The sequence below is a fragment of the Nonomuraea sp. NPDC049158 genome (assembly GCF_040648335.1).
In the GTDB taxonomy this organism is placed as follows: domain Bacteria; phylum Actinomycetota; class Actinomycetes; order Streptosporangiales; family Streptosporangiaceae; genus Nonomuraea.
In genome coordinates, this window is sequence record NZ_JBEZDM010000025.1 from 29,003 (window position 1) to 43,004 (window position 14,002).

A 14,002-nucleotide genomic window follows, 5' to 3' on the forward strand; every position below is an offset into this window, starting at 1 on the left:
GCCAGGCTCGTTCTGAAGGCAGCAAGGTGGTGGCATCATGACGCGGGTCGTCGTGGTGGGCGATCTCATGACCGACGCGGTCGCGCGCGCCCGTTATGCGCTCGCCAGGGCGAGCGACACCCCGGCGATCGTGACGATGCACGGCGGTGGATCAGGGGCGAACATCGCCTCCTGGCTGGCCGTCGAGGGTGCCGAGGTGGCCTTCATCGGCCGCCGGGGCGCCGACATCACCGGTCGCAACCGTGACATGGAGCTGATGGGTTACGGCGTTGACGCCCGGCTCGTCATGGATCCTGAGCGGCCGACCGGCACCTGCGTGGTGCTCGTCACGCACAAGGGTGAGCGGACCATGCTCTCCGACCCGGGCGCCAACGCGGCGCTCTCGCCGGAGGATCTGCCGCGCGACCTGTTCGGCGGCGGTCATCTGCATCTGTCCGGCTACACCCTGATCAACGAGGGGTCCCGCGACGCGGGGCTGGCCGCGCTCGACATGGCTCGCCGGTCCGGGATGTCCATCTCGGTCGACTGCTCGTCGTCCGCGCCGTTGGAGCGTACGGGTGCCGAGCCGTTCCTGGAGTGGACCAACGGGGTCAAGCTGCTGTTCGCCAACGTCGACCAGGCGAAAGTGCTGACCGGCCGCGACGATCCCGAGGCCGCGGCCAAGGTGCTCACCGCCTGGTTCCCGCAGGTCGTGATCAAGATGAACGTCGACGGCGCGCTCTGGTTCGGCAACAGCCGATCCGAGCCGATCCGGGTCAACGCCGATCCGGTCGACCGGATCGTCGACGGCACGGGGGCGGGCGACGCGTTCTGCGCCGGGTTCCTGCCGCCGTGGCTGGAGGGCAAGCCGCCGGCCGAGGCGCTGACGGACGGCTGCCGCCTGGCGGCCAAGGCGATTGTTCATCTGGGAGCGCGCCCGCGCCTCTAGTCCGATCTTCCTGGTGCCCTTTATCGTAAGAAGCTCCGATAAAGGACGATGAGGAGCCGGATGCTGGGCGTGCGTCCGTTACGGCCAGGCGACCCCGTGTCGGTTGGCTCGTATCAGGTCACCGGGTTCCTCGGCGAGGGCGGCCAGGGCAGCGTCTATCTGGGGACCTCCCCGAGCGGCGAGCGGGTGGCGATCAAGCTGCTGCACGCCAGGTTCGCCGACGACGAGCAGGCCGTACGACGCTTCCGGCGCGAGGCTGAGGCCGCCCGGCGGGTGGCGGAGTTCTGTACGGCGCGGGTGCTCGAGGTGGGTGCCGTCAACGACCAGCCGTACATCGTCGGCGAGTACGTGGACGGCCCGTCCCTTCAACGCCAGGTGTCCGGGGAAGGCCCGTTGCGGGGCCAGGCGCTGGTACGGCTGGCCATCGCGACCGCCACCGCGCTGGCCGCGATCCACCGGGCCGGGGTGATGCACCGCGACTTCAAGCCGAGCAACGTGCTGCTCGCTCCCGACGGGCCCCGGGTGATCGACTTCGGCATCGCGCGGGCGCTCGACGTGAGCCAGAGCCTGACGACCAGCGTGGTGGGCACGCCCGCGTACATGGCGCCGGAGCAGTTCCACGGCGAGCCGTCACCGGCCAGCGACGTGTTCGCGTGGGCCGGGACGATGGTGTACGCGGCCACGGGGCACAGCGCGTTCGGGTTCGGGGCGCTGCCGGTGGTGATGCACCGGATTCTGAGCATGGATCCGGACCTGTCGGGGGTGCCGGAGCCGCTCAGGGCGCTGCTGTGGACGGCCCTGGGCAAGGATCCCCGGCGACGGCCCACGGCGGAGCAGGTGCTGGGAGAGCTCATCCGCACGAGCGCCCCTCCCCCGCCGCCACCGCCACCGCCATCTGCCATGGCCTACCCGCAAGCCGCACCACCGGCGGGGGCGCACGGGAGTTCCGGGCCGCAGGCGCCTGCCGGGTTTCGCTGGGAGTCCGGGCCGCAGATGCCTGGGCCATACCCGCGACCCACCGATCCCGGTGGTGTCACGCCCGTGACCGCGCCCGGTGTCCGGCAGCGCGGGGTGCTGGTGTCGGTGGGGGCGGTGGCCACGGCGCTCATGGTGGGCCTCGTGGCGTGGATCTTCATCCGCGACCTCCCTGGGACGGGGCCGGAAAGCGGGCCCACGACCCCGGCCACGACGGCGCCCACCGGCTTCGACGCGGCCGTCGCGGCGGTCGCGAACCCGTCCACCAAGACCGGCGGCACGCTCCGCCTGGCCTCGGCCTACAGCCTGGACTCCACCGATCCGGGCAACACCTACTACCCCGACGCCATGAACGCCATCCGCCTCTATGGCCGGTCGCTGACGATGTTCAAGCCGGTCCCCGGTCAGGCCGGCACCCAGCTCGTTCCCGACCTGGCCGAGGCCCTAGGGCAGGCGAGCGACGGCGGGAAGACCTGGACCTACCGGCTGCGCGACGGCGTGAAGTTCCAGGACGGCGCCCCGATCACCGCGGCGGACGTGAAGTACGCGGTGCTGCGGAGCATGGACAAGGCTACCTTGAGCAACGGCCCCACCTACTTCGACACGATCCTCGACCTGCCCGCCGGTTACAACGGGCCGTACAAGTCGCCCGACGCGAACACGGACTCGGCCATCCAGACGCCGGACGACCGCACGATCGTGTTCCACCTCAAGCAGCCGTACGGCGCCTTCGACAACCTCGCCCAGCTGCCCGAGACCGTCCCCGTGCCCAAGGCCAAGGACACCGCCACCAAGTATCGGTACGCGGTGATCTCGTCGGGGCCGTACAAGTTCGAAAGCGCGACGGACAACAAGATCGTCCTGGTCCGCAACCCGAACTGGGACCCCGCGACCGACCCGAACCGCAAGGCCCTCCCGGACCGGTACGAGCTCGAATTCGAGCTGGCCGCGGCCGACGCGAGCGCCAAAATGCTGATCGGCCAGGCGGAGGTCAGCTCGCCGATCGCGACCTTGGACTCGACCAAGATCTACGACAACCCCGCGTACAAGAGCCGCGCCGACGCCCCCGTCGGCTCCCGGATCCGCTATCTGGCGATCGATCCGCAGGTACCGCCGTTCGACCACGTCGACTGCCGCCGCGCGGTGATCCGTGCCCTGGACCTGGCGACGATCAACCGGGCCTCCGTAGGCGGGCTGAACCAGGGCGGCCAGATACCGACCTCGCTCGTACCGCCGCTGATCCCCGGCACGCACGCGCCCCTGCCCGGCCTCTCTGCGTCCGGCGACACGACCGCCGCCAAGGAGTCACTCGCCGCCTGCGGCAAGCCCGGCGGGTTCAGCACCACCTACATCTACCGCGACACCTTCGGGGAGTCCGCCGCCGCGCAGGCCGTGCAGGCGTCACTGGCCAAGATCGGCATCAAGGTGCAGCTGCGGGGCTACCCGATCGCGGACTTCCACGCGAAGTACGGGGGCAACCCCGAATATCTCAAGAAGGCGGGCGTCGGCCTGATCGCCAGGGCGTGGGCGCCCGACTGGCCGGACGTGGAGACGTTCATCTCCCCGCTGGCCGACAGCAGGGAGATCCTGGAGAAGGGTAACTCGATCAACGTGAACGTCCGCCTGCCCGCGCTCGACGCCCTCATCGACACGGCCAAGCGCGAACTCGACGCCACCACGCGCGCCCGGCGCTGGAACGAGGTCGAGCAGAAGATCGCCGACGAGGCCGTGCTGGTGCCGCTCTCCTGGGAGCGGTCACTGCTCGTACGCGGCCTGAAGGCGACCAACGTGCACGTCAACCCGGTCTACGGCGGCTATGACCTGGTGACAATGGGCGTCAGCTGACCGTCGCCAGGGCGAGCGGCAGCACGGCCGGGGCGCCCGCGTGGCGGACGAGCGCGGCGGCGAGCGTCATCGTCCAGCCGGTGTCGATGCGGTCGTCGATCAGCAGGACCGGACCACCGCACGCCGCCACGGCGGCGCCGACCTCCTTCGGCATGGCCAGCGTCGCCCTGACCGCCTGAACCCGCTTGGCGCTGTTGAACTGCTTGCCCGGCGAGCCGTCGCGGTAGCCGAGCTCGCCCAGGTAGGTCAGCCGCCCGACCTGCGCCAGCCGCTCCGCGAAGCCGCGCACGAGCAGAGGCCGCGACGTGGACGGCAGATTGACCACGGCGACGGGCCGCTCCCGCCAGTCCCACGCGGACAGGACCTGGATCACGGCCTTGAACATGTCGTCGGCCATCGGCCCGTCGGCGCCGTTGAACAGCTCGCGCAGCCGGTTGCCCCAGCCGATGTCGGTGAGCCGCCCGAGCGCCCGGCCCGGCTCGGCGCCGAGCTCCGGCTTGATGCGGCCGGACAGGTCGGCCAGGCCGGTCGGCCACTGCCTGCGCGCGTCGATCTCGACACCGGGCCTGGTCAGCCGCTCGCGGGCGCCCGCCACGGCCTGTTCGGCGATCTGCGGTGAACGGTGCTCGCCGGTGCAGTTGTCGCACCTGCCGCACGGGCCGGCCGTCTCGTCGTCGAGGTGGCCGCGCAGGTAGCGTTCGCGGCACTCGGTCGTGGTCAGGTAGCCGAGCATGGCCTCCTGCTCGGCCTTGCGCTCGCCGACGATGCGGGCGTAGCGCTCGGCGTCGTAGTCCCACGGCTCGCCGGTCGCCTCCCAGCCGCCCTTGACCCTGCGGACGGCGCCGTCGACGTCGAGGACCTTGAGCATCATCTCCAGCCGCCCCCGGCTGAGGTCGACGGCCGTCTCCAGTGCTGGGGTGGAGAGCACGCCCCGCTCTTCGAGCGCCTGGAGTGTGGTCCGCACCACCGGCTCGGGCGGGAAGGCCAGCGAGGCGAAATAAGCCCAGATATCGCGGTCTTCGGTGCCGGGCAGCAGGATGACCTCGGCCCGTTCGACGCCACGCCCGGCCCGGCCGACCTGCTGGTAGTAGGCCACGGGCGACTGCGGCGCCCCCACATGGACGACGAACCCGAGATCGGGCTTGTCGAAGCCCATCCCGAGCGCGCTCGTCGCCACCAGCGCCTTGATCTTGTTGTTGAGCAGCGCTTCCTCAGCGGCCAGCCGCTCGGCGGGATCGGTCTGCCCGGAGTAGGAGGCCACCTCATATCCCTGGTCACGCAGGTATCCGGCGATCTCGTGGGCCGCGGCCACGGTCAGTGTGTAGATGATCCCGGAGCCGGGCAGCTCGCGCAACGCCTGGGACAGCCACGCCAGCCGCTGCTCGGCGGTCGGCAGCCGTACGACGCTCAGGTGCAGGCTCTCCCGCTCCAGCGGCCCGCGCAGGACCAGCGTGCCCTCGCCCATCTGCTCGGCCACGTCCCGGGTGACCCGCGCGTTGGCCGTGGCGGTGGTGGCGAGCACCGGAATGCCCGGCGGCAGCTCGTTGAAGAGCGTGGCGAGCCTGCGGTAGTCGGGCCGGAAGTCGTGCCCCCAGTCGGAGATGCAGTGCGCCTCGTCGACCACGACCAGGCCCGCGCTCTCGGCCAGCTCGGGCAGCACGTTGTCGCGGAAGTCGGGGTTGTTGAGCCGCTCGGGGCTGACGAGCAGCACGTCGATCTCCCCGTCGGCCACCTGCCCGTAGATCTCTTCCCACGCCTCGGGATTGGCCGAGTTGATGGTGACGGCCCGGATCCCGGCCCGCTCGGCGGCGGCGATCTGGTTGCGCATCAGGGCGAGCAGCGGCGAGACGATGACGGTGGGGCCGTCTCCGAGCTCGCGCAGCAGGGCGGTGGCCACGAAGTAGACGGCCGACTTGCCCCAGCCGGTGCGCTGGACGACGAGGCACCGCCGCCGGTCGATGACCAGCGCTTCGATGGCGGCCCACTGGTCATCGCGCAGGCGAGCGTGCTCGCCGGCGAGCGCCCGCAACCGGGTCTCGGCCTCTTCACGCAGCATCTCGGCGTCTGGGGCGTCAATCATGAAGTCCTTGTTACCAGCTCCCACCGACGTTTGGCGCATTGTTACGGTCCAGACCACCCCTTCCATCCGTTACGGCAAGCCGCACCCGCTCTGTTACAGGCCGGACAAACCCCTTCCATCCGTTACGGCAAGCCGCACCCACCGCCACCCGCCGCACATGGCTGAGGGCCTCCAGGAAAACGCCCGCTGAACCCGCACAGGGCCGGGCGCCGTTACGTGCGCATTCTTGGCCGGTGGCGGCCAGTGGTTCGGCCGGTGGTCTGTCGGGTGGTGACCTGGGGGCGGTTGTGCCGTAACGAATGGAAGGAGTTTGTCCGCAGCGATCACCCGCCGAGTTCAGCGCCCATTTCCCTGAAGCCCCCAGCCACGGGCGGCGGGTGGCGGGTGGAGTGGCTGCGCCGTAACAGAACAGGAGGGTCTATTGGTGTTCCGGGAAGGCGTTGATAGTCACGCGGTGCATGCGCCGGCGCTCCGTGTAGTCGGCGACCGCATAGTGCTGGGTGGGCCGGTTGTCCCAGAACGCCAGTGTGCCCGGACGCCAGCGGAGCCGCAGCTGATACTCCGGCGACCGTATGTGGTCGATCAGCATAGGCAGCAGCGCCTCGTTCTCCCGATCGGACAGCCCCACCAGCCGGGTCGTGGACGCCCGGTTGACGAACAGCGCCTTGCGGCCGGTCTCCGGGTGTACGCGTACGACGGGACGTTCGAGCGGCGGCCATTTCGCCTGGACCTCCGCCAGGTCGAACGGATGCCCCTTGGAGATGGCCTTCTTCATCGACATCGTGATGTCGTGCACCGCCGTGAGCTCGTCGCAGAGCCGCTGCAGCGGCGGCGAGAGCGTCTCGTAGGCGAGGTAGGTGTTGGCCCAGCACGTGTCGCCGCCCACGCTCGGCAGCTGGACGCAGCGCAGCAGTGATCCCATCGGCGGCGTCGGCTCGAAGGTGTTGTCGCTGTGCCACTCGTCGCCGCCCTCCCCCTTGGGGTCGGTCTGGTCGAGTACGTGGATCGGGCTGGCGCTGTCCTTCTTGAAGGCCGGGTGGTTGAGCGTGCCGAAGTTCAGGGCGAACTGCAGGTGCTGCTCGTCGTCGATTTCCGCGTCCCGGAAGAACAGCACGAGGTACTTGAGCCAACCGGCCCGCAGGGTCTCCACCTGTTCCTGGGACAGCGGCTTGCGCAGGTCCACGCCTGTCACCTCGGCGCCGATGTGCTTGGTCACGGGATGGAATTCGATCATGACGCCTCCGGAAGCGAGTCTGCCGCTTATTTCCGAACGTAAGCCCCAAGCAATTGCTTGGTCAAGCACACTCTTCCGGACCGGCGCGGCCGATGCGTCGCGGGCACTCAACTTTCTTCGGCACAATGTTCGACATGGCCCGACGTACGACTGCACCCCCACCCGAGGACTTCGAGGAGCGGATCGTCGACATCGACGTCTCCTCGGAAATGCGCGCAAGCTATCTCGAGTACGCCTACTCGGTGATCTACCAGCGCGCGCTGCCCGACGCGCGCGACGGTCTCAAGCCCGTGCAGCGGCGCATCCTCTATTCGATGAGCGAGATGGGCCTGCGTCCCGAACGCGGCCACGTCAAGTGCTCGCGGGTGGTCGGCGACGTGATGGGCAAGCTCCACCCGCACGGCGACGGCGCGATCTACGACGCCCTCGTCCGGCTGGCGCAGCCGTTCTCGATGCGCCTGCCCCTGGCCGACGGCCACGGCAACTTCGGCTCCCCCGACGACTCGCCGGCCGCCATGCGTTACACCGAGGCCAGGCTGGCCCCGGCGGCCATGCTGATGGTCGAGTCGCTCGACGAGGACACGGTCGACTTCAAGCCCAACTACGACGGGCAGGAGACCGAGCCCACGGTCATGCCGTCGGCGTTCCCCAACCTGCTGGTCAACGGCACGACCGGCATCGCGGTCGGCATGGCCACCAATATGGCGCCGCACAACCTCGCCGAGATCGTGGCCGCCGCCCGTCACCTGATCAAGAAGCCCGACGCGGGGCTCGACGAGCTCATGCGTTTCGTGCCCGGCCCCGACCTGCCCACGGGCGGCTCGATCATCGGCCTGCAGGGCATTCGCGACGCCTACGAGAGCGGCCGCGGCACCTTCCGCATGCGGGCCAAGTGCAGGGTCGACCAGATCACGCCGCGCCGCAAGGGCCTCGTCGTCACCGAGCTGCCCTACAACGTCGGCCCCGAGCGGGTCGTCGCCAAGATCAAAGAGCTGGTCACCAGCAAGAAGCTGCAGGGCATCGCCGACCTCAAGGACCTCACCGACCGGCACAAGGGCCTGCACCTGGTCATCGAGATCAAGAACGGCTTCATCCCCGAGGCCGTGCTGGAGGAGCTCTACCGGCTGACGCCGATGGAGGAGACCTTCGGCATCAACAACGTGGCGCTCGTCGACGGCGAGCCGCGCACGCTGGGCCTGCGTGAGCTGCTGCGCGTCTACGTGGAGCACCGGCTCGAGGTCGTACGCCGCCGCTCGGAGTTCCGCCGCCGCAAGCGCGAGGAGCGCCTGCACCTGGTCGACGGCCTCATCATCGCGCTGCTCAACATCGACGAGGTCATCCAGGTCATCCGCACCTCCGACGACTCGGCGCAGGCGCGCGCGCGGTTGATGGAGGTCTTCGACCTGAGCGACATCCAGGCCGCCTACATCCTCGACACGCCGCTGCGCCGCCTGACCCGCTTCGACAAGCTGGAGCTCGACCGCGAGAAGCAGACGCTCTCCGACGAGATCGCCGAGCTGACCGGGATCCTGTCGTCCGACGCCCGCCTGCGCCAGGTGGTCTCGGGCGAGCTGGCCGACGTGGCCAAGAAATACGGCACGCCGCGCCGCACGGTCCTGCTGGAGGCGTCGGGCGTGGCCCGCGCGGCGGCGGTGGACCTGCAGGTGGCCGACGACCCGTGCCTGGCGATGCTCTCGTCCACCGGGCTGCTGGCCCGCACCTCCGACGCCTCGCCGCTGTCGGGCGGTGACGAGCGATCCGCGCACGACGTGCTGGTCTCCGTGGTCCGCACCTCCGCCAGAGGCGAGGTCGGCGTGGTGACGTCGGCGGGCCGGCTGATCCGGGTCGCGGTGGTCGATCTGCCCACGCTGCCGCCCTCCGCCAACCCGCCGTCGCTGTCGGGCGGCCATCCCGTCTCCGAGTTCGTCGCGCTCGAACCGGACGAGACGGTCGTCGGGCTCGGCTCGCTCGACCCCGACGGGCCCGGGCTGGCCGTCGGCACCGCGCAGGGCGTGGTCAAGCGGGTGGTGCCCGACTATCCGGCCAACCGCGACGACTTCGAGGTGATCACCCTCAAGGAGGGCGACACCGTGGTGGGCGCCGTGGAGCTCGAATCCGAGGACCACGACCTGGTCTTCGTCTCCTCCGACGCGCAGCTGCTGCGCTTCCCGGCCTCGCAGGTACGCCCGCAGGGACGTCCGGCGGGCGGCATGGCGGGCATCCGGCTCGACGACGCGGCCCGGGTGGTCTGGTTCGGCGTGGTCGATCCGTCCCGTCCGTCCCAGGTGGTGACGGTGGCGGGCTCGTCCACCGCCCTGCCGGGGACCCAGGTCGGGGGCGGCAAGGTGTCGGACTACGCGGAGTTCCCCGCCAAGGGGCGGGCCACCGGCGGAGTCCGGGCCCAGCGCTTCCTCAAGGGCGAAGACGTGCTGCTGCTGGCCTGGGTGGGGCCCGCGCCGGCCAAGGCGGTGTCCTCGGTGGGCAAGCCGGTGCCGCTGCCGGACGAGATCGGGCGCCGCGACGGCTCGGGCGTCCGCCTCACCAACACCATCGGCGCCGTCGGCGGCGCCCTGGCGGCGGGCCCGGCCGACGACTCGGCCGAACCCGCTCAGCCGGAAGACGAAGCGCCGCTGTTCTAGCGTGCGGGCCGCCCGGCCTGCGGACAGCCGGGCGGCATCACACAGGTTGACGGGGGTTGTTATAAATCGCTCCCGTGACACGATCCCCTCTAGGAGAGAGCGCTCTCTGCCTTCTTGGGAGGATCCATGTTCCGATTAAGGACCCCGCTTTGGGCGGCGGTGGCCCTGGTAGCCGCGCTGGTCACCGCGCCTGCGGCCCAGGCCGCCGCCGAACCGCTGACCGTCACCGACTTCGAGTCAGCGACCCTGCCCGCGGGCGTCTCCGCCTGGGGCAACGACACCGCCTCGACCCCGGCCCTGACCGTCGAGCCCGACGCGACCCGGCCCGGCGCCCCGGCGACCAATCGGGTGCTCAAAGCGGTCTACAACGTGAGCCAGTGGGGCGGCTGGTCCCATGATCTGACGACCGCCCAGGACTGGTCCGCCTACGAAGGGTTCTCCTTCTGGGTCAAGGGCACCGGATCCGGGCAGAAGGTGTTCTTCGAGATCAAGGATGGCGGCGGCGGAGCGGGCAGCGCCGAGCTGTTCGAATCGTCCTTCACCGATGATGCGGCCGGTTGGCGGCAGGTGCAGGTGCCGTTCGCCGGCTTCACCCGCCGCGCCGACTACCAGCCGGGCGGCGCCCCCACCGACGGGCAGCTCGACCTGGTCGCCATGTGGGGCTACTCGATGCGGCTCCCGGCCGCCTCCGGCACGCTGTTCTGGGACGACGTGCAGGTCTACGGCACCGCCCCGCCCCGGCCGGTACGCCTGGCCACGGACAAGCCGGTCTACCCGGTGAACGAGAAGGGCACGGCCGAGGTACGCGTCTCGGTCACCACCGCCACCGGCGGCCCGCTCCCCGCCGACCTGGCCGTCGGCTACCGCACCGGGACCGGCACGGCCACACCCGGCCAGGACTACACGCCGGTCGAGGGCACGCTGACCTTCCCCGCGGGCACCGCCTCTGGCTCGGCCAAGGCATTCACGGTCAAGACGCTGGCCGACGGCGCGGCCGAGGTCGCCGAGACCATCCCGATCGAGCTGTCCGGCACGGGCACCAGGCCCCCGGCCGAGACTCCGGCCATCGTGATCAACGCGCACGGCCTGCCGTACCTCGACGCTCGTAAGCCCATCAAGCAGCGGGTCGCCGACCTGCTCGGCCGGATGAGCACCGAGGAGAAGATCGGCCAGATGACGCAGGCCGAACGCGGCGCGCTCGGCGCGCAGAACGACATCGCCACCTACCTGCTCGGCTCGCTGCTGTCGGGCGGCGGCTCCACCCCGCCGACCAATACGCCGAAGGCGTGGGCCGACATGATCGACGGCTTCCAGCTGCGCGCCCAGCAGACGCGGCTGCAGATTCCGCTGATCTACGGCGTCGACGCGGTTCACGGGCACAACAACGTGGTCGGTGCGACGATCTTCCCGCACAACGTCGGCCTCGGCGCCACCCGCGACGCCGACCTGGTCGAGCAGGCGGGCGAGGTCACGGCGAAGGAGGTCAAGGCCACGGGCATTCCGTGGGACTTCGCGCCGTGCCTGTGCGTGTCGCGGGACGACCGGTGGGGACGCGCCTACGAGTCGTTCGGCGAGGACCCGGCGCTGGTCTCGCGGCTGACCACGATCATCGACGGCCTGCAGGACAACGGTGTACTGGCCACGGCCAAGCACTACGTCGGCGACGGCGGCACCACGTACGGCTCCTCGACCGGCGACTACAAGATCGACCAAGGCGTCACCCAGCTCACCAGGGAACAGCTGGCGGCCACCCACCTGGCGCCCTTCGCCGAGGCGGTCAAGCGCGGCGTGGGCAGCGTCATGCCGTCGTTCTCCAGCGTCGACTTCGGCCAGGGGCCGCTCAAGATGCACGCGCACAAGGAGCTGATCACCGACGTGCTCAAGGGCCGGCTCGGCTTCAAGGGCTTCGTGATCAGCGACTGGCAGGCCATCGACCAGATCCCCGGCGACTATCCGAGCGACGTGCGTACCTCGATCAACGCCGGGCTGGACATGATCATGGTGCCGTACGCGTATCCGCTGTTCACGAGCACGCTCAAGGCCGAGATCGCGGCCGGAGGGGTGCCCATGGCGCGGATCGACGACGCGGTCTCCAGGATCCTGACGCAGAAGTTCCGGCTCGGCCTGTTCGAGCACCCGTACGCCGACCGCTCCGGCATCGGCGACGTCGGCTCGGCCGCCCACCGCGCGGTGGCCCGCACGGCCGCCGCGAAGTCGCAGGTGCTGCTGAAGAACGAGAACCGGCTGCTGCCGCTGCGCCGCGACGCCAAGGTGTACGTCGCCGGATCCAACGCCGACGACCTCGGAAACCAGAGCGGCGGCTGGACGATCACCTGGCAGGGCTCGTCCGGGCCCATCACGCAGGGCACCACGATCCTGTCGGCCATCCGCGGCCGGGCGGCCTCCGTCACCTACTCGGCCGACGCCTCCGCGCCGCTGACCGGGCATGACGTGGGTGTCGTGGTGGTGGGCGAGAAGCCGTACGCCGAAGGCCAGGGCGACGTGGGCGTCAACGGGCACACGCTCGACCTGTCGGCCGCCGACCGGGCCGCGATCGACCGGGTGTGCGGGGCGATGAAGTGCGCCGTTCTGGTCGTCTCCGGCCGACCGCTGCTGCTGGGCGATCTGTCCAAGGTCAAGGCGCTGGTGGCGTCGTGGCTGCCGGGCACCGAGGGCGCCGGCGTGACCGACCCGCTGTTCGGGGCCGTGCCGTACACGGGGCGGCTGCCCTTCACCTGGTTCCGTACGGCGGAGCAGGTGCCGATCAACGTAGGCGACGCGGCCTATGACCCGCTTTATCCGTACGGCTGGGGACTGCGTACCGACCGGGCCCGCGACCGGCTCAAGGCGGCCTACGACCGGCTCGCCGGCGGCGACGGAGCTTCCAAGGCGGCTTCGGCGGCGCTGCTGGTGGCGCTGCTGGGCAACAACTGGAACGCCGACGGCTCCGTGCGGGACACCCGCCTCGTGCTGGGGGCGATCGGCACGGCGGCGGCGCTGCTCGACCGTTCGAAGACGGACGCGTACGCGCAGGACGACGCCGTCGTCTCGGTGGCCAGGGACGTCGCCCAGGCCACCGGCAGACGGCCCGACCTGCAGGCGTCGGCCGACCACGAGCTGGCGGCCGGCAACGTACACAAGGCGGTGGAACTGCTGACACAGGCGGCCCGCTGACGCAAGCAGTTAACGCAAGCAGTCCGCTGACGCGGGGACCGGCTTCTGGCGCCAGCACGCCAGAAGCCGGTCCGCTCGTCTGTCAGGCGTCCCCGCGGAGGCGGTCTGTCAGACGTCCCTGCAGAGGCAGAACGTGTGGCCGGCCGGGTCGAGGAAGACGCGGAAGGAGTCGTCCTCGCTCGGCTGGTGCTCGTGCTTGGTGGCACCGATCTCCAGCACCTGGGCCTCGGCCTTGTCCATGTCGCCGACCGTCACGTCGATGTGCATCTGCTGGGGATGCTCCGCACCGGGCCAGACCGGCGGCCGATAGTCGTCGACGGCCTGGAAGGCCACCCGCGCGGGCGGGCCTCCATTGGTGACAACGGCCCACTCCTCGTCGGACCCCTCCAGGACGGGCCAGCCCAGCAACCGCGAATAGAACTGAGCCAGCTCCATCGGATGGGCACAATCGAGGACCGTGGTCCGGAACTCCGCGATGCCGTTCATTACTTACCTCCGCGACTGTCATGCCGATGGCCACCGACGGTTTCGTCGGGGCCAACAGCGACAATGGATGCCATGGCTGCCAACTCGTTCATGGTCCCACTCGGCTCTCCAGCGCCCGATTTCCATCTGACCGCGATCCACGGCGGCAGCGTCTCGCTCGCGGATCTCAAGGATTCGCCCGCCATCCTCGTGGCGTTCCTGTCGAACCACTGCCCCTACGTGCGGCGCATCGAGCACGGCCTCAGCGCCCTGGCCACCGACTACGGGCCCAGACTGTCGATGGTCGCCATCTGCAGCAACGACAGCGTGAACTACCCCGACGACGACCCGACACACCTGGCCGAGCAGGCGGCGCGGGCGGGCTTCCCGTTCCCCTACCTGCTCGACGAGACGCAGGAGACCGCCAAGGCGTATCGGGCGGCGTGCACGCCCGACTTCTTCCTGTACGACGCCTCGTTCCGGCTGGCCTACCGCGGCGAGTTCGACGATGCCCGGCCCGGCAACTCCGTACCGGTGACGGGCTCCTCGCTGCGCGCGGCGATCGACGCCCTGCTGACGGGCGACCCGGTGAGCGAGGAGCAGAACCCGTCACTCGGCTGCGGCATCAAGTGGAAGCCGGGCAACGCACCCGCCTGACCACT

At 70.3% G+C, this 14,002-nt stretch carries 8 protein-coding genes; 5 read left to right on the plus strand and 3 right to left on the minus strand.

Annotated elements, in window-relative coordinates:
- Positions 1 to 37: 37 nt before the first annotated feature.
- Both AB0B61_RS39190 and AB0B61_RS39195 read left to right on the plus strand, forming a co-directional pair.
- Complete coding sequence (locus AB0B61_RS39190) at positions 38 to 928, plus strand: sugar kinase (protein WP_358443311.1); 891 nt, start codon at positions 38 to 40, stop codon at positions 926 to 928.
- A gap of 96 nt (positions 929 to 1,024) precedes the next feature.
- Positions 1,025 to 3,748: an ABC transporter substrate-binding protein gene (locus AB0B61_RS39195; protein ID WP_358443314.1), complete on the plus strand. Its 2,724-nt coding sequence runs from the start codon at positions 1,025 to 1,027 to the stop codon at positions 3,746 to 3,748.
- Here the strand turns inward: AB0B61_RS39195 and AB0B61_RS39200 are convergent.
- Positions 3,741 to 5,828, minus strand: a complete 2,088-nt coding sequence (locus tag AB0B61_RS39200; RefSeq protein WP_358443317.1) for an ATP-dependent DNA helicase RecQ — start codon at positions 5,826 to 5,828, stop codon at positions 3,741 to 3,743. The two genes, AB0B61_RS39195 and AB0B61_RS39200, sit on opposite strands and share 8 nt — an antisense overlap.
- A gap of 418 nt (positions 5,829 to 6,246) precedes the next feature.
- Positions 6,247 to 7,062: a TauD/TfdA family dioxygenase gene (locus AB0B61_RS39205; protein ID WP_357940329.1), complete on the minus strand. Its 816-nt coding sequence runs from the start codon at positions 7,060 to 7,062 to the stop codon at positions 6,247 to 6,249.
- Positions 7,063 to 7,187: 125 nt separating this feature from the next.
- Between AB0B61_RS39205 and AB0B61_RS39210 the strand changes: the two genes are divergently transcribed.
- Complete coding sequence (locus AB0B61_RS39210; protein ID WP_358443320.1) at positions 7,188 to 9,701, plus strand: DNA topoisomerase IV subunit A; 2,514 nt, start codon at positions 7,188 to 7,190, stop codon at positions 9,699 to 9,701.
- Positions 9,702 to 9,827: 126 nt separating this feature from the next.
- The gene (locus tag AB0B61_RS39215; RefSeq protein WP_358443323.1) at positions 9,828 to 12,875 is read left to right on the plus strand and encodes a glycoside hydrolase family 3 N-terminal domain-containing protein; all 3,048 of its coding nucleotides are present in this window, start codon (positions 9,828 to 9,830) and stop codon (positions 12,873 to 12,875) included.
- Positions 12,876 to 12,983: 108 nt separating this feature from the next.
- Here AB0B61_RS39215 and AB0B61_RS39220 read toward each other — a convergent pair whose 3' ends face one another.
- Positions 12,984 to 13,361, minus strand: coding sequence for a VOC family protein (locus AB0B61_RS39220; RefSeq protein ID WP_358443326.1), 378 nt, complete (start codon positions 13,359 to 13,361; stop codon positions 12,984 to 12,986).
- A gap of 72 nt (positions 13,362 to 13,433) precedes the next feature.
- Between AB0B61_RS39220 and AB0B61_RS39225 the strand changes: the two genes are divergently transcribed.
- Positions 13,434 to 13,997, plus strand: a complete 564-nt coding sequence (locus AB0B61_RS39225) for a thioredoxin family protein (RefSeq protein WP_358443329.1) — start codon at positions 13,434 to 13,436, stop codon at positions 13,995 to 13,997.
- The last annotated feature ends 5 nt before the right edge of the window (positions 13,998 to 14,002 follow it).